The 22,738-nt window shown below is 43.7% G+C and carries 23 protein-coding genes; 13 read left to right on the top strand and 10 right to left on the bottom strand.

The window, feature by feature from the left end:
- Window positions 1–43: 43 nt before the first annotated feature.
- Window positions 44–2,401, bottom strand: coding sequence for an NACHT domain-containing NTPase (locus F6K46_RS05445; protein WP_293053145.1), 2,358 nt, complete (start codon window positions 2,399–2,401; stop codon window positions 44–46).
- Window positions 2,402–3,049: 648 nt separating this feature from the next.
- Between F6K46_RS05445 and F6K46_RS05440 the strand changes: the two genes are divergently transcribed.
- Window positions 3,050–3,379 (top strand): hypothetical protein, encoded by a 330-nt coding sequence (locus F6K46_RS05440; RefSeq protein WP_075902669.1) that lies wholly within the window; start codon window positions 3,050–3,052, stop codon window positions 3,377–3,379.
- 243 nt (window positions 3,380–3,622) lie between these two features.
- Window positions 3,623–4,009, top strand: a complete 387-nt coding sequence (locus tag F6K46_RS05435) for a hypothetical protein (RefSeq protein ID WP_293047109.1) — start codon at window positions 3,623–3,625, stop codon at window positions 4,007–4,009.
- A gap of 174 nt (window positions 4,010–4,183) precedes the next feature.
- Here F6K46_RS05435 and F6K46_RS05430 read toward each other — a convergent pair whose 3' ends face one another.
- Window positions 4,184–4,993 carry a hypothetical protein gene (locus F6K46_RS05430; RefSeq protein WP_293053149.1) on the bottom strand — a complete coding sequence of 270 codons (810 nt, stop codon included), beginning with the start codon at window positions 4,991–4,993 and terminating at the stop codon, window positions 4,184–4,186.
- 254 nt (window positions 4,994–5,247) lie between these two features.
- Entirely contained in the window at window positions 5,248–6,048 is an 801-nt protein-coding gene (locus F6K46_RS05425) for a type 1 glutamine amidotransferase (RefSeq protein ID WP_293053152.1), read from the bottom strand.
- Window positions 6,049–6,532: 484 nt separating this feature from the next.
- Here F6K46_RS05425 and lgt point away from each other — a divergent pair, with 484 nt between their 5' ends.
- Window positions 6,533–7,411 carry a prolipoprotein diacylglyceryl transferase gene (gene lgt, locus F6K46_RS05420; RefSeq protein WP_293053155.1) on the top strand — a complete coding sequence of 293 codons (879 nt, stop codon included), beginning with the start codon at window positions 6,533–6,535 and terminating at the stop codon, window positions 7,409–7,411.
- 523 nt (window positions 7,412–7,934) lie between these two features.
- On the opposite strand, the gene cpcA is transcribed toward lgt, so the two are convergent.
- Both cpcA and F6K46_RS05410 read right to left on the bottom strand, forming a co-directional pair.
- Window positions 7,935–8,423, bottom strand: a complete 489-nt coding sequence (gene cpcA, locus F6K46_RS05415; protein ID WP_293053355.1) for a phycocyanin subunit alpha — start codon at window positions 8,421–8,423, stop codon at window positions 7,935–7,937.
- An 89-nt stretch (window positions 8,424–8,512) separates the two neighbouring features.
- Window positions 8,513–9,031, bottom strand: coding sequence for a phycocyanin subunit beta (locus tag F6K46_RS05410; protein WP_293053358.1), 519 nt, complete (start codon window positions 9,029–9,031; stop codon window positions 8,513–8,515).
- A gap of 362 nt (window positions 9,032–9,393) precedes the next feature.
- Here F6K46_RS05410 and F6K46_RS05405 point away from each other — a divergent pair, with 362 nt between their 5' ends.
- Entirely contained in the window at window positions 9,394–9,591 is a 198-nt protein-coding gene (locus F6K46_RS05405; RefSeq protein ID WP_293053361.1) for a hypothetical protein, read from the top strand.
- On the opposite strand, the gene F6K46_RS05400 is transcribed toward F6K46_RS05405, so the two are convergent.
- From F6K46_RS05400 to F6K46_RS05390, 3 genes are all read right to left on the bottom strand, one after another.
- Window positions 9,581–10,315 carry a phycobilisome rod-core linker polypeptide gene (locus F6K46_RS05400; RefSeq protein ID WP_293053364.1) on the bottom strand — a complete coding sequence of 245 codons (735 nt, stop codon included), beginning with the start codon at window positions 10,313–10,315 and terminating at the stop codon, window positions 9,581–9,583. The genes F6K46_RS05405 and F6K46_RS05400 overlap by 11 nt on opposite strands.
- An 811-nt stretch (window positions 10,316–11,126) precedes the next feature.
- On the bottom strand, window positions 11,127–11,876 hold the full coding sequence (locus F6K46_RS05395) for a phycoerythrobilin:ferredoxin oxidoreductase (protein ID WP_293053366.1): 750 nt from the start codon (window positions 11,874–11,876) through the stop codon (window positions 11,127–11,129).
- The gene (locus tag F6K46_RS05390) at window positions 11,873–12,610 is read right to left on the bottom strand and encodes a 15,16-dihydrobiliverdin:ferredoxin oxidoreductase (protein ID WP_293053368.1); all 738 of its coding nucleotides are present in this window, start codon (window positions 12,608–12,610) and stop codon (window positions 11,873–11,875) included. Before F6K46_RS05390 ends, F6K46_RS05395 begins: the two co-directional genes overlap by 4 nt.
- A gap of 515 nt (window positions 12,611–13,125) precedes the next feature.
- Here F6K46_RS05390 and F6K46_RS05385 point away from each other — a divergent pair.
- Entirely contained in the window at window positions 13,126–14,406 is a 1,281-nt protein-coding gene (locus F6K46_RS05385) for a nucleotidyltransferase family protein (RefSeq protein ID WP_293053371.1), read from the top strand.
- Window positions 14,407–14,569: 163 nt separating this feature from the next.
- Here F6K46_RS05385 and F6K46_RS05380 read toward each other — a convergent pair whose 3' ends face one another.
- Window positions 14,570–15,226, bottom strand: a complete 657-nt coding sequence (locus F6K46_RS05380) for a HEAT repeat domain-containing protein (protein ID WP_293053596.1) — start codon at window positions 15,224–15,226, stop codon at window positions 14,570–14,572.
- Between the two features lie 265 nt (window positions 15,227–15,491).
- Between F6K46_RS05380 and F6K46_RS05375 the strand changes: the two genes are divergently transcribed.
- The 5 genes from F6K46_RS05375 to F6K46_RS05355 all read left to right on the top strand — a co-directional run bounded on the left by F6K46_RS05375 (window position 15,492) and on the right by F6K46_RS05355 (window position 19,107).
- On the top strand, window positions 15,492–16,064 hold the full coding sequence (locus F6K46_RS05375) for a phycobilisome protein (protein ID WP_293053374.1): 573 nt from the start codon (window positions 15,492–15,494) through the stop codon (window positions 16,062–16,064).
- Between the two features lie 90 nt (window positions 16,065–16,154).
- Window positions 16,155–16,706, top strand: coding sequence for a phycobiliprotein lyase (locus tag F6K46_RS05370; RefSeq protein WP_293053377.1), 552 nt, complete (start codon window positions 16,155–16,157; stop codon window positions 16,704–16,706).
- Window positions 16,707–17,193: 487 nt separating this feature from the next.
- Window positions 17,194–17,730, top strand: coding sequence for a phycobiliprotein lyase (locus F6K46_RS05365; protein ID WP_293053380.1), 537 nt, complete (start codon window positions 17,194–17,196; stop codon window positions 17,728–17,730).
- A gap of 86 nt (window positions 17,731–17,816) precedes the next feature.
- A complete protein-coding gene (locus F6K46_RS05360; RefSeq protein ID WP_293053383.1) occupies window positions 17,817–18,428 on the top strand; it encodes a chromophore lyase CpcT/CpeT in 612 nt (203 codons plus the stop codon).
- 427 nt (window positions 18,429–18,855) lie between these two features.
- Window positions 18,856–19,107 (top strand): CpeR family transcriptional regulator, encoded by a 252-nt coding sequence (locus tag F6K46_RS05355; RefSeq protein ID WP_293053386.1) that lies wholly within the window; start codon window positions 18,856–18,858, stop codon window positions 19,105–19,107.
- Window positions 19,108–19,489: 382 nt separating this feature from the next.
- Here F6K46_RS05355 and F6K46_RS05350 read toward each other — a convergent pair whose 3' ends face one another.
- The gene (locus F6K46_RS05350) at window positions 19,490–19,648 is read right to left on the bottom strand and encodes a hypothetical protein (protein WP_293053389.1); all 159 of its coding nucleotides are present in this window, start codon (window positions 19,646–19,648) and stop codon (window positions 19,490–19,492) included.
- 353 nt (window positions 19,649–20,001) lie between these two features.
- Here F6K46_RS05350 and F6K46_RS05345 point away from each other — a divergent pair, with 353 nt between their 5' ends.
- From F6K46_RS05345 to F6K46_RS05335, 3 genes are all read left to right on the top strand, one after another.
- Complete coding sequence (locus tag F6K46_RS05345) at window positions 20,002–20,535, top strand: bleomycin hydrolase (protein WP_075904201.1); 534 nt, start codon at window positions 20,002–20,004, stop codon at window positions 20,533–20,535.
- A gap of 104 nt (window positions 20,536–20,639) precedes the next feature.
- Window positions 20,640–21,134: a class 1 C-phycoerythrin subunit alpha gene (gene cpeA / locus F6K46_RS05340; RefSeq protein ID WP_075904203.1), complete on the top strand. Its 495-nt coding sequence runs from the start codon at window positions 20,640–20,642 to the stop codon at window positions 21,132–21,134.
- Window positions 21,135–21,329: 195 nt separating this feature from the next.
- On the top strand, window positions 21,330–22,610 hold the full coding sequence (locus F6K46_RS05335; RefSeq protein ID WP_293053392.1) for a HEAT repeat domain-containing protein: 1,281 nt from the start codon (window positions 21,330–21,332) through the stop codon (window positions 22,608–22,610).
- Window positions 22,611–22,738: the final 128 nt, after the last annotated feature.

The following is a 22,738-nucleotide window of genomic DNA, read 5'->3' as shown; positions in this document are numbered from 1 at the left end:
TACTTGTCACCCCTTCAGGTCAACATCGACCGTGAGGGATCAATTACGAGTGGCACAGCGGCAACAACAACGTATCTTCTATTTCTTTGCGCACCGTCAGACTCAGCTGACAATTACTATTGAGACACTCTACTAGCAAGTGATTAGCACGACTATACTGCTCTAACCAATCTTGGGATGTCTTGGTCAAATGCCATTGGTGACCCATATTACGATGCTCTATCATCAAGGCTCTTAATTGTGATACCCATTCCGCACCATGACTTTGCCACCATTCTTGAATACTATCTCGGTCGTCATCATCTAGGTCAGGTAGCTGATTTTTAAGCTTCTCTAGATAGTCTCCTATAGACTCAATCCCAGTCAGGTGATTCAAATCAAGGGCAAGGTAAAGAGCACTGAGTCGGTCGTAAACTAGTTCTGCTGTCATAGCTTGGGCAACAGCTAAAGCATGATCTAAAGCTAAATCTAGGGCAAGTTCACTACCCAATTCTCCTCCTAGTCTGTGATCAATAGCCAAGGCTAAGGCTTGATTCCGGGAAAGAGGATGGCTAGGAGGAAGGGCAAGGGTCATGTAAAACGCACGCACTGCTGCTGGCTTGTAGGGAGTATCGATGTCTAGAGATTTGCTCTCAATCCAGTTCAAGAACTTTGTTAAGTTATCACCTAAAGCCATAGCGCCTGGTGTCAGTTTGACTGAGTCAAGCACCATTTCTGCACAGACTAACCGATTAATCTGTTGCTTGATCAGCAACAATAGCTGATCAGCATCTGGCAACATTTGTGCTGTGAGTAAAAATACTTCCCGCCAACGTTTATCCTGTAGGTGTTCGACTAGCTGTGACAAAGACATCCCAGTGCCGATCACAATCGCTCTGGCGGTAAAATACTCTTGAAATGTCAGATGAGAGAATGAGTAAATTCGTCGTGCCCGCTCTACCAATAGTCCATGCTGCACCTCAATAGATTTGAGTACTGCTAAGCTATCTAATTCTAGAGCTGCCTGGTTGCTTTGAGTTGCTGGTAATTTCCTTAAATAATCAGCAATTAATTGTTGCAGCCGAATTTCTTCAAAGAAATACTCCCCTTGCTCAAAGGTGATAACTGCTAATTGAGAAAGTAATTCTAGCTTGTGGGGCAAGGATAAATTACGATAAATATCATCTCGCTTAACACCCCGGGCTTCATCCCAGCGAATCAGTAGTAAGTCTAGTCCTTGCTGGTAAAGATCAGAGCGTTTTACAGGAAAGTCAGCTTTGGTTTGAAAAACCAGACAGGCTAGATTCAGCAAGACTGGTGTTGTTGCTAGTTCTCTAATTTGCTGATTTTCTGGCAGCTTCATCTGCTCGATAAACAGAGATGCTTTCTCCAAACCTGATTCTGGGTCATTCCTTGCTACCGCCACAAACCACTTTTTAGCAAAGTGTTGAATTTGTGCTGGTTTGAAGTCAGCAATCTCAACCTCAGTAAATCCCTGAAATCGATACTGTTGAGCTGCAATGCGACATGTGATGATCAGCTGATTTTTGTAATACTTTTCTGAAATCTTACGGATTTGTTGAATAACTTGATTACTGGCAGTTTCCGGGACTTCATCCAAGCCATCCATTAAGATCAAGGCTCTGCCATAGCTGAGGATAGTTTCAATATCTTGTTCTGAAATACCACAACTTTGAAGCTCTTGATTAATGTAGTTAAATAGGCTGAAACTACATTCGATCATAGCATCCTCGGCAAAGTTTTTCAATCGAATCAACATCGGAACCCGATCCGATTGAAAATTTCCTTGATTGCACTGAATAGCCAGATATTGCAAAAAGGTGGTTTTCCCAGAGCCAGGTTTACCTAGCACCATCATTTTAGGATAGCGTTCTACCGCTTGCAGTCCTGGTATGCTTTCCCGGCGCACTTTGCCTATACCCAAGCGGTCAAATTCCTCCGCTGGGAAGCCTTGCAAATCGTCAATTTCCAACCATCGTTGACTAGTGATTTCTTCGAGAATATTCACATCCACGTAGATGTGATCTAAACTAACCGGTCGAGCAATATCTAATAGGCGTAGAGTGCCACACTGATTTTGAATTTTGTCATGGTAGTGCGATCGCACTTTGGTGACGATGGCATCAACTCTACTTTTGTCCTCAGCTGCTTTCTTTTCTGCATCTATCTGAGCATATTCTGGTATAGCGACAATCTCTTCCATCTCCAAATCCAGATGAAAGCAGATTTCGCTAAAAACGCGGCGGTCAACGGGTTTACCGGCAAAAAACTTCCAAATCGGTTGGCGAGTTTCTATGCCGATTTCACCCGCAAAATATTCTTGTGTCCATCCCTTGCGTTCAAAAGCCTGTTTGGCTTTTTTGATGCCGTCTGGAGATGCCTGGAGAGATCGCTTTGCCATAGCTCAAGCTTAATTTACTGAAAAATCTTTCGACACTCACCTATAGATTTCCCGAAAAATAGGTCAAGAGCCACAACGAACTGATCACAATGGAAAATTTTTGATCATACTGGGTGATGGGGTGATGGGGTGATGACGTGATCAGGTGATGGGGTCAGAAGTATATAGAAATCCTCAATCATTTGTGAAAAAGAACCCATGGTGAGATTCTTACTTCTCTTCCTCCACTTCTGGTCTGAGACCCCTCTCCCCCTCTTCTGGTGTTTCACAACTCAAATCGGATTGCTATATTTTCTTCTATCCCACTCTCAAGGGTCCGACCGTTGATTGTTCAAAGTACCAAAGATGACGTTAAACGTCAGGCAATAAAATATCGATTTTGCCTGCCAGCCTTTTTCCTTTTCACCCTCTCCCATTTCTGCTTAGTGATTGGTATACATCAACTCAAACACAACAAAAACGCAATCGCAAACATCCAAACTTCATCCTGAAACTATAGCATCAATTCAGTAATTTTCCGTACACTTTAGGCGTTATGTGAAGAGGACTGTGAACCATGACTAACGGTATAATAACGACCTTGATTGATTACTGACTTGCTGTCATAGTAAGCCTTATTTCTAGATCTCAATCAACTTAACTCTACTTATGAACCATCGTTATTGGAGAACATTTATCGAAGCAGCTGCTGTGACTACCTGCCTGATGTTTGTCAATGGGATTCCCCCAATGACTGAAAATTTTATCTCTGGAACCCTTATGAATAATAAGTTTTTCCAGAAAAATTATAAGGATGGCGTTAAAGAAGTAGTCGCTCAACAATCTACTTACCCCTTGAATAGTTTATCACTATCATTCTTAGGGAGTGTAGACAGTTTACCTGAAACTTTATGGCATGTCAAGTTTAACCAATTAACAGCATCAACGGTTAGCCAGCAATATTTCATTGATTCTGCCTTCAGCTTAGGGAGTTTTTAATGATGCTATTCATAGGTTTATTAGACTATAAATAGATAATCAGGAGTTAAAATTTTACAAGTGTGTCTACAGCAACCCTGGCCCCTGGATAAACCAATTAGCAAAATTGTATTTCCAGCAAATTTACCAAGCAGCTTGGGAAATTTTGCCACATTATGCTTGATGTTATCCCCACAGGAAATTCAGTATTATCTATTCAGCAAGCCCCACAGTCAATTTGTCTTCATCAATTCGCCTCATCCTATGCTACTATGGGTTACTGTGCTTGAGTCTACAGCACAGGACTCTCGGTTACTCCCTTGCTATCTAGACTTGAAAACCTCGAAAGTTCAGACCATTACTCGTTGCTTAGCAGATAAAGGCTTCTATCGACTACTGTTGTTTTCCACTGAAGAACCACAACGCTGTAACCAGGTAATGACCGTAACGCTTACACCCCAACAATGCCACATGTTACAAGAGTCGGCTAATACTGGTCAAACCTCACAACCTATAGCTCAACCCATAGTCAGCAGACGCATACTAAAGATAAAATTTGAACAACTCAAATCCCAAGTGTTGAATAAATGGGATGCTCTGGACAGGTTTAATTCCCCAACCCAGGCAGAACTTGCTCATTCCATTTCCTAGTTTCCAGCTTCTTCTAACCTTAGGTATTATCATATCATTGCTAGTATGATATAATTCACCTTTGAATACTTATCATTCTGGGAAGCTGGCTGATTAGTCATTGGTTATTGGGTAAAGATGACAAAGAAGAAATTACTAATGACTAATTAAAATTTATTCGCGATCGAAATTTTGCTAATTGTTCACAACTGGCAAAAATTCTTTTCTCTGTGATGAATATTCCCAGGCAATTCCGTCTGGATCTTTACTTTGACTCCATTGTGAAAAGTCCGGATCAGATTTACGTTTACCAACTGTGCTCGAATGAACATCGAGTCGCTTGGCTAATTCGGCTTGGATCAGAGGTTGATAAACTTTCTTATCCTGCTTCTTTTTGACTCGGTTTTTTTGATCACCTGAAGCATTAGCAGTGAAGGCAGCTAGTTTCGAGGCAACAGATTCTTGTGATCCTGGAGTTTCTAGCGATTTTGGGATGTCACTGGTAGAGAAATCATCTTTTTCGACCTTTAGTTCCAAAGTCGGGGTTGGTTTACTGGTGTTGGATTCACTCTCAGGCTCAAAGGAGGATTCACTTTCAGGGTCGAAGGAGGGTTCACTCTCATCAAAGATACTACCGAGAGCGCTAGCAGTCAGAAAGTAATAAACAGTGCCAATGTCATCATAGGTTCGACTCTGAGCTCCAAACTCCTGTGCCTTTTTCTCTAAATACTGTTTCGCTGCAGTTCCAGAAATATCTGCCTTGATCGACAAGTCAATGGGTGTCAGACAACCTTGGTTATCTTTAATCAGTTGATTGAAGAAGGGATTAACTTTCCGAGTCCACTTCTGCCATTGATATTGCTGCCAAAGCCTGATGATGATAATCAAGATTAGCATTGCCAGTACGATCGGCCATGCCTTTAGCAACAGAACCATCACCAATGCGAAGGGGATGATCAGAATGAGAATTCCAGTGGCACTGCTATCGATTACTTTTCCAGTCATCTGACTTCACGGGGTAGGGAAACCGCGTCTTTTTAAAGCGCGGAGGAACTACGACAAAGCGCGGTTTTAACCGCACCTTATCCCTCGCTCAACTGCTTGGGAGGGGGTATACTTAGTAGTTTATTCGTTTACGAGCCATTAAGGGGCTATCCACTAAAGTCGGGACTGTGGATTATTAGTAATTAGTGGACATTTCTACCAATCCCGATTACCCATTACCCGTAATAGTCACGGCTTCTTGCTAGTAGTCTTAGTTAACTCAGGTTAGTCAGAGCAAGACGTTTAAACATCGCTATCCGTGCCTTGGTTGCTAAGGTATCATCCAGTGGTTCTAATGACACTGGTATATGATACTTTTGCTTGAGGGCAGTTTGGATCAGCCAATCAGCAATAAAGGGGTTTTTCGGTAACAGCGGACCGTGGGAGTAGGTTGCGATCGCATTTCGATAAAATGCTCCTTCTGTGCCATCTTCCCCATTGTTACCATATCCTTTTACCACTTGAGCTAGGGGTTCGACATTACCTAAATAGGTACGACCACCGTGATTTTCAAAGCCAATCACTACTGGATTTTTCCCGAGCATAGCCTTTAAGTCTTGGGCTAGGGGTGATGCAGTAATCTCAAATACCACATTACCAATGCAACGGCGAGCATCTACGCCAGGATGCTTGCTGACCAAATCCAGCAACCCTAATCCCTGAATCCGCTTACCTAGAGCTGGTTCATAGTAGTGACCTAGCAATTGAGGTGAGCCACAGGTAAATACCCCCGGTGTACCTCCTTCAATTTTTTCTTGTAGGGCATTGGCTTTGCTACCTTGTAAGTCTCGCATAACAATTTCTTGCTGTCTATCTTGAGCACCACCACCCATGAAGATATCCACTTTAGAGAATTGCTCAGCAGGAGTCTGCTGATCCAGGGGGATTACATTGACTCTAATGCCTCGCCACTGGGTTCGTTGTTGTAAGCAGATGACATTACCGCGATCGCCGTAGGTACTCATTAGGGTAGGGTAAAGCCAGCCTATAGTTAATTCTAGTTGTTCGGAATTCATCTTGGGTTGAAGGTGATTTGGTTGTTCGCCTTTGGCTTCCCTGGTCGGGTAGGTTTAAGGTCAGAAGGTTGTTCGCAAAGCGTGACCGAAGGTCAAGGTTGTTCTATGGACAAGTGACTTGCCATAATCGAGGCTGTTACACTAATTTCAAGACAAAAGCAAAACTTTGACAGCTATATAGTCTATTTATACTTTCTGCTGAGCAGTTATGGGAGAAGCTGATCCAAGGCTTTGCTTGGCACCATCGCATTCCAGATTAGGGAATCGTAGAGAGTTGGTCAAGTAATAGAAGTTGACCGCGCTGCATCAAGACAAAGTCCGATACCTCGACCAAGCACTTGATCAGGATATTTCTATAACCATTACACCCCATCATCCCATCCTCTCATCACCCCATTATCAATTGACCTAGTTTTGTGATGACTTAACCGATGCTGTAGGAGACTACAATGAAACTTGTGGTTTGCTGCCTATCGATAAATCAATGCTGCAAGCAATCTCTGCTCTAACCCTAGGGTTCCAATTTGCTTCTCCCGGGCCAATAATCGTTGAACTCGGACCGGTAACAATCCGCTGGTACGGACTATTGATTGCCTCAGCAGTGTTAATTGGAGTTAGCCTTTCCCAATATCTAGCCAAGGGTCGTAACGTTAACCCAGATTTGTTGGGCGACTTCGCTATCTGGCTGGTGATTTCTGCGATTCCTGGAGCCAGACTTTACTATGTCTTGTTTCAGTGGGAACAATACGCCCAGCGTCCAGACCAAATTATTGCGATTTGGAATGGTGGGATTGCCATTCATGGCGCTATCTTGGGTGGTATCTTAGCTGCAATAATTTTTGCCCGCCTCAATAAACTGTCTGTCTGGCTGTTAGCTGATCTAGTGGTTCCTTCTCTGATATTAGGTCAAGCAATCGGACGTTGGGGGAATTTCTTTAATTCCGAAGCCTTTGGCGCTCCCACGGATTTGCCTTGGAAATTGTATATTCCACCACTACAGCGTCCCCCAGGCTTTCAGAATTTTGACTATTTCCATCCCACCTTTCTCTATGAGTCTGTGTGGAACTTATTGGTCTTTGGGTTACTGATGACTCTGTTCTTTCGGGATTTACGCCGCAAACCCCATCTGAAGGTAGGGACGATGGCTCTAGTTTATATGGTTGCCTATAGTACTGGTCGCTTCTGGATTGAGGCATTGCGGATGGATAGTCTGATGCTCGGTCCATTACGCATTGCTCAAGTGGTCAGTTTGGTTGCGATCGCATTGGGAGTTGCTGGTTTAGGGTGGCTGTATTGGATGGGTCGGTCTTTGCCAGATTTTGTTCCAGTCGATAATCAGCAGTGGGATACGGTATCTAAATAAAAAAAGCCCCAGAGTTTAGCTCTAGGACTTTACCAGGGTGCATCTACCACTTTCTTTTTACTGGGTATATCAGGTTAATCCGGACAATTTTGGAATATACCAATTTGTTATTAGTTGTGATATTGGAAAGATCGCGCGTAAGCTATCAGCGTGTCGCGTATCAGCCAACGGCTTAATGCTTACGTACGCATCCTCAGGTAGGAACTTTAACACTCAGAAATAACGTAGTTCTAAAGAACTTAGACTGGTCAACTATGAGCTTCTTACAAGCTCCCGTCATAATCCAAAGGATTTGACGGTGAGTTATTGACCCTTGATCTGATTACTTGGTAGATATAGGGTACCTAAATCAATGGTGAGCATTTTTGATGCCATATTCCCTACTCCCTGCTCCCTGCTCCCTAATCCCTGCTCCCTGCTCCCTTTGCTATAGACAAACTGTATAGACAAAACAATGCCCGGAAAGGTCAGCAGATGCTAGTTTTTGCTAACACCTGCTGACCTTTCCAGGCCAAAAGAGCAATTAGCTCAGGGCGTTAATAGCGTAGTCAATGTAGTTATTTGCCTCAGTAGCAGGCTGACCACTTAGACCATGGTTAGCCTTGATGTACTTGAGGGCTTCGATGTACCAGCTCGGAGACAGCTCGAAGGTACGGTTGATTTCATCTAAACCAGCAATCAAGTACTCATCCATCGGTCCAGTACCACCAGCAACTAGGCAGTAAGTAACCATACGAAGATAGTAACCGATATCACGGGAGCATTTTGCCTTGCCTGTAGGGTCAGATGCGTAGGTTGGTCCAGGCATGCTAGTGGTGTAAGGGAATTTGTTATACACCGCTTGGGCTGCACCGTCAGTCAAGGTTGAGGCTTTAGCAGTCAAGGCTTTTGCCGCTTCTAAGCAAGCTGTAGCCCGCTGGAATCGACCGAAGGCAGTCTGGATTTCTGTATTAGTTAAAAAACGACCTTGAGCGTCAGCAGCAGCGACGGCTTCTGTAAGCGGGGTTTTCATTGTCTAGGTATCTCCCTAATATTTTGTCAAGTTTTCAAAAACGTTTGAAGTTGTGATAGTTAGACAGCAAGTGATATGCCTTTAGCGTTTTAGGCAACTGCACCAGCTGCTTTGTCGAAGTAGCCGCCAATTTCAGCCATCAGAGAGCTGCAATCACCAGGGGTGATGCCATTGGTGTCGTTAGCGATCGCAATCGCAGCTTCCTTCATCTTTCCTACACCCACTGCCACGGAAGCACCAGGAGTTCCCAGAGCTAGGTAGGTTTCCCGCAGGCCATTGAGGCAGCGGTCTTCCAGCACACTAGCATCACCAGCAAAAATGGCGTAAGTCACATAGCGCAGGATGATTTCCATATCGCGTAAGCAAGCAGCCATCCGACGGCTGGTGTAGGCATTTCCACCAGGATTGATTAACTGGGGTTGCTCAGCAAACAGAGAGCGAGCTGCGTTAGCCACAATGGTGGAAGAGTTGCTGGTAATACGGTTTACTGCATCCATCCGCTTGTTGCTGTCAGCCACCATAGCGGTAAGAGCATTTAGTTGGTCATCACTAATGTATTGACCTTGGGCATCAGCCTGCGAAACAAGCTTAGTAAACGCATCAAACATTGACGGAATCTCCTACGTTAGTTGGTTTTGTTTCAAAACGGGCTTCAGTTAAACAGACTCAGACTGAATCAAACTGAATCAAGCAGTTTGAAACGGGAAAGGCATAGAACATGCTCCAGCCACAGCCAATACTCCTATCTCTCTTTTTTGGTCTTTGTCCTAGTGTTTGTCCCATAAGTTGGGTTCAAAACGGATCGTTAAGAAAAATTACAAAACTTCACGTTCTGGTGAGAGACCTAGGAATGCTGTGTGTCAACCGGTTGGTTGGCTTTCGCCTGTCACTATTTACCCTTCAGGTAACTTTTATACAATGATGTCGAGCCTTTATTCGTTACATCTTGTTAAGAGTTTAAGATTTTTTTATGTCTGATTGCAACGGCAGATCAGAACTGGCTTGCTATGGTGACCCTGTGGATTCGCTCCACGTTGGTGCTGGAAGCCTCTTGGTTGATTACTTCCTGCTCAATACACAGCTCAGCTGTTTACTCCAGCTAATTGGTCTAGCCGTTGGCAGGTTAGTAACATTTCTTATCAAACCTACACTCACAGCTACAGACTGATAATACCCCAGGCCGCTAAGGCGATCGCAATTGTTCCCCCAAGTAAGACTACAGCCCCTGCCTTAGTGAGTACTCCTGCTACAAAGCGCACTGAGGCAGGAGGATAATAGGTTTTGAAACCAATTGGTTGGTGTTTGAAGTAACCCAGCTGTTGCAGTTGGGTGCGGTAGTCTTCCCCATAACGAGGCATCCGGGCAAAGGGTAGATCGCCTTGAGTACGCTGGGGTATGATCCGCCGCCGCTGATAAGGCACGGTGTCATCACCAAAGTTTTCGAGATACTCGTCGCTATCGAGCAGAGCATCAATAAAGTTTTGTAACCCATTAGTAGCCAGCACTATTGACCAAGCTAACTTTTCCCGCTCGCTGTAGACATCACGCCCCAAGATGCGTTGTACACACATCTGGACAAAACGGTAGTTGTTGTTGGTCTGATAATTGCGCTGCCAAAAAGTTTCAGATGTTGCTAGACCACGAATGAATTCGCGCACCGTGATTTGACCAAATCTCAGCTGTGATTCTAAAAAGGTTTGGCGGTTGCTTTTGATAATCTGTTGTTCATTAAAAATCTGACTATAGGCTGCCCTAATCAACTCATCCATTTCCGATGGAGACAGCAGATTAGCTGTAGTGTATAGTTTAGGCTGCTCATCTCCGGGCACCTCATATCCAGCGACCCGCTGATTTTGGCTTGAGGGAGGATACTCTAGCAAAGGAATTGTCATTAATCACCTCTATGATCGTAAACCTCAGTCATCTAAGCATTCAGCCGTCAGCCGTCAGCCGTCAGTGGTCAGTCGTTGGCCAATGGCCACTCAAGTAGCTTGCACTATGGGCATAAGCTGTTCATGTAGCGTGCGCTATGGGCATCAACTCATAGCTAAAAGCTGATAGCTGATAGCTGATAGCTTACTCAGTTCTAATCACAAGATTAGGGGATTAGGTTCATACAAGCCTAACTTTTTTAAAGGTTCTTAATTAAAAGACATAATTTTTAATTTTAGCGACCTATGAAGTATTAAGTATTAAGTAAGCTTTTGCGCATTAAAACAACCTTGTTTTGATGCAAAGTACGAGTGGGGAGGGGCTGCATCAAGACAAGGATTTGAGATATTTTAAAAAAATTTGTTTCTGGCTACTGCTACGGTTTGGCGATCGCAGCGAGGGGAAAGGCTAAGATCTTGTACGTTTGATTAAAGGCTCTACAATTTAGGAGTATCGAGTCAGGAGCATCGAGTCATAATAAATGGAATCAAGATAAATTATTTCCCAGTTAATTGGCAATTCATCAGAGTTTTATGATAAGCTGTCAGCCGTCAGCCGTCAGCCGTCAGCCGTCAGCCACAAGCCTTTAGCTAATAGCTGATAGCTGATAGCTTACGTTTTATCAACAATAAAATTCTGTATTATTCCCATCCATTTTGTAGTCATCAATTCTGTACTTTTGTCCTGACTTATGACTCGAAGATACTGACTCCTGACTCCTGAAAAAACTAACCACTTTCTTACATCGAACTGAGGTTAATTTTTAACATCCTAAGCTTCAGCCTTTGCCAGCTTCCGCTCTAGATCAAACAAGAAACCGTGGATGTACTCCTCGGTCCATTCACTGCCATAAAATCTCTGAAACATACCACGAGCTGGATCTTTTTCAGCACGATAACCCAGATAACGCAGTTGAGCTTCCTTGATGGCTTTGAGATGCTGGGAATCAGTAATTAGTTCTGCCTGATCCACAAAATCCAAGTAAGCTGTCAGATAGTCCTTGAAGGCAGCAAACACCCGATTTTCGACTACTTCGGTTTCCTTAGGGCGTGTCCACAGGAAAGCTGGGGAAAAGAACGGTGTTGCTTCCTCAGGAAAGTCTCCTCCCCAAGGCAAATGCTGTTGATGGGCTTTGAAAATCGGTAGGATAGGTTCGGTGTAACGAGCTTGATAGGCTGGATCATCCCGGAACAAGGGCTGCATATCTAAGGCAATCAGATGCCCACCAGGTAAGGTCACTAAGTCAGCACCGAAGAAGGGGAGGTCATAGTTGAGCTGGGGGAAGATCACAAAATTGAGTACCTGTAATGCTGTTCCCCCCTGGACATGAGCAGCTCGAATTTGTCGGATTTTGGGTGCAGCAAAGCCATAACTGGTGGTCAGGACATCTTGCTGCTTTTTCCCTTTCCCCACTGTTGCGAATTTGCGTTCAAACCCAGGGGGAATGGGATAAGGCTGTAGATCAAGGCGCTCTTTTAGATATGCGATCGCGTAGTCTAGAAACGGCTGATAGAGAGTCATGTTTGGCTTTGACTAACGGCTAAAGGCATGGCATTTTCAAATAAGAACTCATATAAGAACCGCTCTGCCCACTCGGGACCAAAGTAGCTGCTGAACAGACCATGGGCTGGGTCTCTGTCGGCACTATACTGGTCATAGTCTTTCTGTGCCTTAACAATGCGCTCAATATCTTCTGGCTCAGTTAGAGGCTCAGCTTGCTCCACCATTTGCCAATATAACGCCAAGTAGTCTTTGTAAGCCTCAAAGACTTCTGTTTGCACTGTCTCTAGGGAATCGATTTTGGCAAACAGTAGATACTTAGAGAAGTACTGGTTGGCATCATAAAACTTCATTTCTAAGTTTTGTGCCAAGTCCTGATAGCGATCGCGAATGACTCGCATCGGTTCAATGTATTTTTCCTGATACGCTTCATCCCTGAACAATGGCTGAAAGTCTAGAACCACCAGGATCTTCTTTTTGCCAAAGGCTAAGAAGTCAATCCCTAGCAAAGGGAGATCGTAACAGTGACTGGGATACATCACACTGTTAAAGACTTGAGAGACTGGTCCAACATCCATGTAGGTATAGCGAATCTTCCGCAATTCCGGGCATTGGTAACACCAGCTTTGAATAATCGCCCGATGTTTAGCGCGATCGCTTACCTGGCGTTCTAAGCCTGGGGGAATTGGTTGACTGCTTAAATCAAACCGCTTAAATAGCTCTTTTTCCAGATAGTCCAGGAAAGGCTGATACATTTATATTGCTCGTATACATAGTAAAACCCTTACTGAGCATAGAGTATCGCGATACTTCCTGTCTCATTTCTCCCAGACAAAGAAATAATCGTTAACATTTGCCTGATCTAACCTTTGCCTGACCTAACCTTTGCCTGACTAAGGCACCCAAATCTACCTAAGGGGAAGCTTTCCTTGCCACTCTGTCAAAGCATTAGCAAGGAAAGCGCTGCCAGTCAATAGGGATTACTTAGAAACTAATCCTTATTGTGTTATATGGCAAGGTACTTCATCAAAACTTTGCAAACTCACTAGTCAAATGTACTGAAAATCCCAGTTTTTTCTGTAAGTAGTAAGTAAATAGTAATCAATTACTGAATAGATTACTGAATAGATTATTTTAATTAATTACCTTTGAGCCGTAATTCGCTAATTTTCCCATTTTGAAGGTAAAATTCAAGTTTTACGTGCCATTATATCCGCCACATGCATAATGGCGGTTTCCACTTTTGAGCGAATTTTTAGATTAACTTTGGATGATGACTTTAACCCCATTAACTACTATAGCATCAGTATCGATAACTAACCGAGAATTCCAGACTAAACCAGAACTCCAGTTACTCCTCTACTGTGTCCGAACCAGCATCGACGAAGCGACTGCTAAGTTTATCAAACGTTTACTGCTTGAGCAAGACATCGACTGGACTTATCTCCTCAAAACAGCTCGCCGTCAGAAAGTCTTACCGCTGCTGTACCATAGTCTCAAAAATACCTGCCCAGACCTGGTTCCCCAGAACATCCTCAAACAACTCCGAAATTATTTCCAGCACTTAGTCGTACACAACACATTTCTCATTCAGAAACTACTCAAGCTTCTGACTCTTCTGGATAAACACGGAATTTCTGCTATCCCCTTCAAAGGGCCTACCCTTGCCGTTTCAGTTTACGGCAATCTGGGGCTGCGGCAGTTCGGTGACTTAGACATCCTGGTTGATCACCACGACATCCCGAGAGTTAAAGAATTACTCTTGTCTCAAGGGTATGAATTGCAAAAAGACCTGGGCTGGGAGTATCACTTTGTGGATAAAAAGAGTCGAGTCTGTATTGACCTTCACCAGGGGATTGTACCCGATTTATTCTGTTTGCCATTAGATTTTGAATATTTGCGATCGCATCTTCAGCCTCTATCTCTTGCTGGTAAGACAGTCTCTACTATCTCGCCAGAACAGATGCTGTTAATTCTCTGTGTGCAATTGGGCAAAGACTGTTGTCACTGGAGTGTACGTCTGGCTCAGTTATGCGACGTTGCTCAACTACTCCGTACTCATCCCCAGTTAGATTGGCGCAGAGTACTGGCAGAGGCTCAAAAGCTGGGTTGTGAACGTATGCTCTTGCTTGACCTTTGCCTAGTCAGGGATTTGCTGGGAGTCACGTTGCCACAGATAGTCTTAAATAAATTGCAAGCCCAACCAGTCTCCCAATCCCTCGCTGTCCAAGTACGATCACAGCTTTTCCGTGACCTTGAAGTCGGCCCTAAGCTCTCAGAAGCAAAAGGATTTTGGGCTTTTTTCTTGTCCTACAATCATCGCTTCTACTTCAGCATGAGAGAGCGTCTAAATCACAAAATGATGTACTGTCTCCATTGGCTAAAAAACAGTTTGTTTGTTACCGTCATGCCCAACGAAGCCGATTGGGCGTTACTGTCCCTGCCTAGAGTGCTAGCTTTCCTGTATTATCCAATCCATATAATACGGTTGTTAATTAAGCATGGCATACAACCAATGTTAAGAACTCATCACGAGCCGCACTCCTTGTGAAATTTTTATATAGCATTTCTCAGACTTATTAGGTAAATTCAATGTCTTGATGCAGTCCATCATCGGGGGAACCCCCACAGCTAGGCGCTGCTTTGCTACTCCCTACTCCCTACTCCCTACTCCCTACTCCCTACTCCCTAAATCTGATCACCAAACCGATGCTCTAGAGGTAACTGTCCAAAGCAGCAGCTACGACCCTATGGTCTTCATCCTTCATCAGTTCTGCCAATGCTGCTTTAGCATCGGGGGAATCAAATCGTTTTAGGGCACGGGCAACATGCATCCGAATACGCCACCATTGTGCATCTTTCAGAGCCAGAATTTGCTGCAATGCCTCAGTTTCTTTAACAGTACCAGCCAGTAAACCTAGGGCATCAATTCCTGCTTCTCGGACAGTTGGGTCTTCCCCTGCTAAGCCGCAAATACAAATACTATAGAGTTCTTCTGGACAAGACATTTCCACCAAAGCAGCAAGAATGCTACGGCGCACCAGCCAGTGATCATCCTGTTGAAAGGTAGTCACCAGATGAGATATGGACACATCTCCATACTTAGACAGGGAATTGGAAGCTTCTGCCCGTACATTAGGGTCGGTATCAAATTCCATCAAATTTAACAACGCAGCATAGGACTCGTCACTCCGTTTATTCCCCAGTCCCATGGCCACAAAGGAGCGCACTAAAAACTCTGGGTCCTTGAGTTTACTTGTAAGTAGGGGAACAGCTACATCTGAACCATACTCTCTCAAAGCAGTAAGTGCCCTGAGGCGATCCTGAGCATTTGGACTTTTGAGAGAGATTTCGATTTCACGGATGTCCATAGCACTACAGAGCCAGCTTTTTTTACATTTCTTAATACCTTTAATCAAAGATTATCATAATTTAGTATACTGCTGTGAAGTGAACTAGCCTTAGCTGCTACCGGAAGCTAGGGCTAGTTCACTTCATTGTTTTTGTTAACCGTTGCGTTGATGAGATGCTAAGGTCAACCTTGGCCTTTCAACCTTAAACCTTGGCCAATAGGCCACGCAATCGCGTTCAACCTTCAACCAACCTTAAACCTTTAACCTTCAACAAAAATCAACCATGACGACTCAATTAAGCGACTATATCAAAGAACTAATTACCAAAGCCAGAATTGTCAGCTTTGCCAACTGGCAAGACTCCTATCCTCCAGAGATTATCCAGCATTTCCAGGCAGCTGATGATCACGGTCGCTATCTTACCGATGATGACTTGCAGCACATTAAAGCCTGTTCACCAGATACGGAGCCCTTAATCAATACAGCCAAATTTTTGCGGGATAACGCTTCTGATATCATTTCTGAAGCGCGGGAAACCGTATTGGCTCAATATCCTGATATTACTAAACCAGGAGGTAGTCTTTATCCCGCCCCACGAGCAGAAGCCTGTTGGCGAGATTTTTGGCATTTCCTCCGCTGTATTACCTATGGGATTGCTGGCAGTAGCACCCAGTTTACTAGTGCTGAAGGACTGCACTATATGAATTTGTTGTACAAAGAATTGCAAGTCCCAATCGCCGCAATGGTATTAGGATTAGAAGGCATAAAGGCTGCTAGTTTAAAGCGATTATCTGAACCAGACACAATAGCCCCCTATTTCGAACATTTAATTAATCAATTGAAAAAATTTAGCTAAACCAATAACTCATAATTAAAACTAGAAAAAATTTAATAGATAGTAACAATTTAAAAAGATATATTTTAAATTATTTTAATTAACAAAACCATGTCCATATCCAAATTTAAATACTTCTTTGATTGCTGTGTAGGAAGCTGGATGGCACAACGTACCTATCATAATCTGACTCACCAGGAGGTAGAGCGCTCCCTTACAGAATTCACCATTGAACCCCTGTCTTCTCCCCTCAAAACTAAGGTATTGATGGATAATCAGCAACCTGATTTACCTAATATCAATGACCTGTGTGGTTATCATCTTGGTTTCGAGACAGTTTCTGAAAAAGGTGAACGGGTCTCCCAACAACTGAATATGCTTTTTGTCCCTCAGGTCCAAGAATCAATGATTCTAGAGGGAGATTATTTACGCGATCGCGCCTACGAAGAAGCTAAACCTAAAGTCGCTCATTTTAGCTTCGATACCAATAAACTAGAACTTTTGATGACCACCTACTATACCCGTGTGGTATCTGTTGATTCCATTACCCTGATCAATCCCAACTTAAGAATCCGCAAAATTATCAATTACCAGCGTCCTCCAGAAAGCGAACCCCTAGACAAGGTGGTGCTAGTAGGATTTGGCGTGGAACAAAAAGTTTGATAATTAGCGTAGGATTTCTCAATTGGTTGAAGGACTTTCGTTCTGGGTTGCGCGGGAGTAGGGAGTAGGGAGCAGGGAATAGGGAACAGGGAATAGGGAACAGCGGATCTGGGAACAGGGAAAAAATCCTGTTTACCTGATTGTCTTGATGCAAAGCGGGAGTGGGGTAAACCCCCGTGAGGCTACTGCATCATTACTATGAGAACTGCTATAACTCCTTTTTAGTGTTAACTATAAATAGTTGAATATTATGTTGCCGTTGATACTAATTCTGGTCTCCACACATAATTGTCACAAAAGTTTACAATTACTAATGTTGAAGGATTGGAGCCACGGTGTATAACTGAAGATGTAAATCCGGGTAAAAGCTCTAATTTACTAGGTTTGCGTCAGCTACAACACCACCCCCGCTGATCATTCAGCTGCTATACGCATGCTATACGCAAACAAAATTGTTAACTTTTTTAAATTAAACTACACATAGCAGATGGAGCTTACTGAATTTCTAGAACGTTCTATTGGACGTTGGCGATCGCAACGCAGCGGTCATCACTTAGCGTTTAGTCACTTTGAGGAAATACGCTCAACTATTGATATCGTTGCCCTTGAGGCTGATGACTCAGCTGTGATTGACATTTGCAAACTATACGATATTGATCCCACAACTGCCTTCCATCCCTTTCGCATGAGTTGGGAAGGTGAGTCAGATTGGGATGAAGACGACATCCAGTCTGGGAGTTGCGTTCTAGTCCCTATCCCCGATCCTGAACACCCCGATCGGGGAAAACTGCTCAGAGAGCAAGGCTATGCCGAGACCATTGCAGCAGTGGGCAACTATCACCTTACTGAAGATGGTACATTCACTTTGTTAACGGAGTATGACCGAGCAGCTGCTGAAGAACGGATTTGGTTTGCCACACCGAATTTACGTTTTCGGGTGTCCTTGATTAAAACCAGTTCTGGTCAAGGGGTGACTACAGCCTCGTTTTCTTCAGAAATCCGCGACTTATCCCAATCGGGGTGAAAGTTAGCAGCTTGAACAGTTAAGGTCATAATTTAGATTTTTTTTAATCTTGTTTAACTCTAAGTTTTCAATAGATTAATACACTAATGTTGTCTAGTACTACCGATAAAACTACCAGTAATTTACTGACTCTAGCTAGTTGGATGGCTGGAGATTTTAGTAACCAAAAACAAGCGATTGATAATCCTCAGCTTTACGCTCACATTCATGTTTTCTTTCGCCCCTTGCCCTTTGATTTTTTTTCCGGTATTGGTTTCTACTCTGAGCAAGCCTATGACTACGATCTATGGAGTCCCTACCGTCAGGGAGTCCATCGCCTGATTGATAAGGGAGATCATACTTATATAGAAAATTACAGCCTTAAAGATCCAGTTCTTTATGCCGGGGCGGCGCGAGAGCCAGATATTATCAAAACCATCACTCCTGATGTTATAGAACGTCGCTACAACTGTTCAATGATTTTCTGGCGAGAAGGTGACATGTTTCGTGGCAGTGTAGAACCCGGTTGCCAGTGTTTCATCCAACGTAATGGGCGTAAAACCTATCTGGTCAGTGATGTGGAACTAACTGAAACTACTTGGATAAGCCTAGATCAGGGTATGGATGTCAATACTCATGAGCACGTATGGGGATCAGCAGCTGGTCATTTACGATTTGAGAAACGGCAAAGTTTTGCTGACGAATTACCTGATTTGTAGCGCCGATTTCTAGTGCCTAGTTATCAGTAATCAGGGATTGTAATGTAACACAAATACTAACAAATACTAAGTCAAGTAGCGTGGTTAAATTAATCTAATCTAGACTACTCAAAATAACCAAATTTTTGGTTACAACCCGACAAGCTTAAAACTGGTATTTTATTTTATTGCTACTATCTAAATGATTCTTAAAGTGATTATTATGTATTAGCATAAAGCCTAAAACCTATAGGGTTTCTAAATGAGTTGTGACAATTTTTTTTTGTTGCCTCTTCCCTACTCCCTACTCCCTACTCCCTACTCCCTTTGTTATAAAACCACTATCATATAATCTTAATTATCATTAGAGTTGAGGATGATTTGTGTACAGCTAATGCTACCGCCAAGAGCTCAAAAAAAGATGCAGTGCTGGATTAGGAGCAGACATTTGATCTGCTCGGGTCACTTTTTTATCTTTGAGACGGTAGAATATACAACCCTTGAACGATTCTCCGAATGTGTCGAGAGTCTCGGAGGAAGTGTAATATCGGTTAAACCCATTAAAAAAATTTGGATTGGCTCCCATCGCCAAGTTATTTTGTATCAAGCTAAAGCCAGTTTACATACACCTCATCATGATCTAAAACAATACTGGATAAAATACGGGAGCTTCCGCACCAGATTTGATGAACGTTCCTGAAAAATCCCCCCACTAATATCAAGTCAGGTTGAATACCCATAATTTAGAGGTAGGGTGGGAAGTGTGGGGAGATGCGGAGATGGGGAGATGGGAGAGATTTGTATTAAGGGTAATTATCCCGACATGATATAAACCAGTTGGCGTTGCGTCAGTCTTTGAATGAATAGGAGTAGAGTGGGCATCCTGCCCGCCCCAAAAGATCAAGGGACAGGCAAGATGCCTATTCCACCTCACTGTTATAGCAGTCGCCAGGGCAGTTAGGACATGACAAAAGTCTCAAACCTAAATAAGCGCAAGAGTTTGACTTCTGACTTCTGACTTCTGACTTCTGACTTCTGCTATAAAATCATTCCATTATTAAGCAACGCCAACCAGTTTATAGCTAAGCTATCAGCTGTTGGCCTTGGCCAATGGCTGATAGCTTAATGCTTACCAATTGCTTGAGGTACTTTCGTCCTGGGTTGCGCGGGAGTAGGTAGTAGGGAGTAGGGAAGTCAGAAGAGGGAACTTCGGAAGTGGAAAAAAATCCTGTGAACCTCATAGCGATGAGAAACGCTATATATATATAGCCCTATTGCCATCGTCAACAGTAGACGCACTATGGTCAAGGGAGGTATTTTTCCAAAATGATTTAGGTTTTCAATATCAGCGCTAGCATATATCACAGCTAAGTTCCTGTAATTATTAAGTTTTGTATATAACTGCCGAGTCGGTTAACTGACTCCTGTGTGATCGACTGGTGAACTGGTAACGAATATTACAAATTATTACTTTGTTGTTAATAAATGAGACGGCGGTTCCGATTATCCTCTAATGTTCATATTGAGCTGGTCAAAGATAAATAACCAGCAAGATAGCAAACTAGTTAAGTACCTTTAATTTAAGGAGATTTCAATGCTTGACGCTTTTTCCAGAGCTGTAGTTACAGCAGATAGCAAAACCGCATGTCTAGGTGCTGGAGACCTGGCTGCTCTCAAAGGCTTTATTGCTGATGGTAATAAGCGCCTTGATATTGTAAACATTATCGCCAGCGACGCCAGCTGCATCGTTTCCGACGCTATTTCTGGCATGATCTGCGAAAACACTGGTTTGATTCAAGCTGGTGGTAACTGCTACCCCAACCGCCGCATGGCTGCTTGCTTGCGTGATGGTGAAATCATCCTCCGCTACGTGACCTATGCCATCTTAGCTGGTGATGCTTCTGTACTAAGCGACCGCTGCCTGAATGGTCTGAAGGAAACCTACAGCGCTCTGGGTGTACCCACCACCTCCACAGCTCGTGCTGTTGGAATCATGAAAGCTGCTGCAGTTGCTTTCGTTAACAACACCGCTAGCCAGCGCAAGTTTGAAGTAACTTCTGGGGATTGTTCCTCCTTAGCTTCTGAAACTGCTGGTTACTTCGATGCAGTAGTTGCTGCTATCAGCTAGTCTTTCCCTTTTGCCTAAGATAACCAAGCTCCTGCCAAAGCGAGCTGGGGAAGCCAAAAGCTAAGTATAATCTTTGTCAAAACCCATTCAGGAGATATATAAGAATGAAATCAGTTATAAGCACAGTTGTTACTGCTGCCGATGCTGCAGGTCGTTTTCCTAGCAGCTCTGACCTTGAGTCCGTTCAAGGTAGCCTACAGCGGGCTGCTGCTCGTATGGAAGCTGCTGAAAAGCTAGCAGAAGGCATTGATAAAGTAACCAAAGAAGCTGGTGATGCTTGCTTTAAGAAGTATCCTTACCTAAAGGAATCTGGTGAAGCTGGGGATTCTCAAGTCAAGATTGACAAGTGCTACCGCGATCTTGGTCACTACCTACGCTTGATCAACTACTGCTTAGTTGTTGGCGGTACTGGTCCTCTAGATGAGTGGGGTATTGCTGGTCAGCGTGAAGTTTACCGTTCTTTGAACCTACCTACCGGTCCGTATGTAGCAGCTCTTGAGTTCACTCGCGATCGCGGTTGTGCTCCTCGTGACATGTCTGCTCAAGCTTTGGTTGAGTACAAAACTTACCTTGACTATGTAATCAACTCCTTGTCCTAAGGAGATCACGGTGAAAATCCGTCGCTGATTGACTAATATTTCGATCAGCACCTGGGGACTCTTAGTACGTTGCTTTGCCTGAATTGGTTGAGTACCGTCGAAGAGTCCCCTGATTGTTTTGGGGAGTTAGGGGGGCAAAACTAACTAAACTTCGTAAGTCCTATTGTTAATTTCTAAATCACCACTAAATCACTGATGGATAAACGTTTTGCAAATATATTTAATTTGACCGAAGATCAAGCGATCGCACTTTTAAAAACACCCTTAGACCAGTTAGAAGACCAATCTGATCGCTATCTGGCTGCATCCCATTTAATTAACTTTCCCACCGAGCGGTCAATCAATGCCCTGATGGAAACGGTGCAAGACCAAAACTCAGAACTGTACCATCGTATCGCTCGACGCAAGGCAGTGGAAAGTTTAGGTCGTCTGAAAGCCTCTGTAGCCCTACCCATCATTCGCTCATGTCTAGGGGATGAGGATTGTTACACGGTGGAAAATGCGGTCTGGGCAATTGGGGAAATTGGCACTCAAGATCCCGAAATTCTCGAAGAAATAGCCCAGCTGCTGGAGAAGCCAGGTCAGACTTATCGGGTGATTATCCAAACTCTGGCAGCACTAGACTATAAACCAGCCCTTGAGAAGATTAAGACCTTTACTAAATCTGATAATGAACCCATAGCCAGTGCTGCGATCGCAACGGTTTGTCGGTTCACAGGGGATACCACCGAGATGCACAAAGTGATGGCATTCCTAGAACACTCTAGTGTCAATGCCCGACGAGCTTGTATTCAAGACCTGATTGATGCCCGATACTACCAAGGAATTCCTAAAATTGCGACCTGTCCCATTTCCATGGTCTTTCGAATACGAGGAATTCGCCTCTTGGCCGAGGCTGGGTTGCCAGCCGGTGATATCACCTTTGAGGATATCGAACCATCACTCGATCAAGTGATTCGTGATCATCCTGATCACCTAGAGCTGGTTCATGAATATGACCAAATGCCCAGTTTAGACTTCTTGATTAACGAGCTATACCACACAGATTTTGGGCGATGTTATCTAGCCAGTAAAACTCTGCTCAAGTTATCACCAGAAACTGTTGCTGACGCCCTACTTGCTACCTATGCTGACAAAGCCCATAACGATTATGGTGCTCACTACCATGTTGTCAAACTGTTGGGCTGGCTGAAATACGCCGATGCCTACGATTTGATAGTGGAAGCCCTACACAATAAAGCACCCCAGTTTCAGAAATCCCGTGCTGCTGCTGCTATTGCCTTGGGTAATTTAGGAGATGAACGGGCAATTCCCTTACTCAAAGACAGCCTCAATACCAATATTTTCGACTTGAAATATGCCAGTTTAATGGCATTAGAGCAGTTTGGGGATACCAGTGGTCAAGATCTGGCAGCTAATGATTCAGATTGGTTGATTCGGGAGAAAGCAGTTACTAAAGCAGTTACTAGTCATTAGCTATTAGGATTAGTCATTAGGTAAGCTATCAGCTATCAGCTATCAGCTATCAGCTATCAGCTTATGGGCAAGATACACTGAACAGCTTTTGAATAAAACAGGTAAGCATTCGTTTAATCTGAGTTAAG

Source organism: Moorena sp. SIO3E8, from assembly GCF_010692445.1.
Lineage (GTDB): Bacteria > Cyanobacteriota > Cyanobacteriia > Cyanobacteriales > Coleofasciculaceae > Moorena > Moorena bouillonii.
The sequence above is the reverse complement of the archived record's forward strand: the minus strand, read 5'-3'. Positions and strand labels throughout refer to the sequence as shown.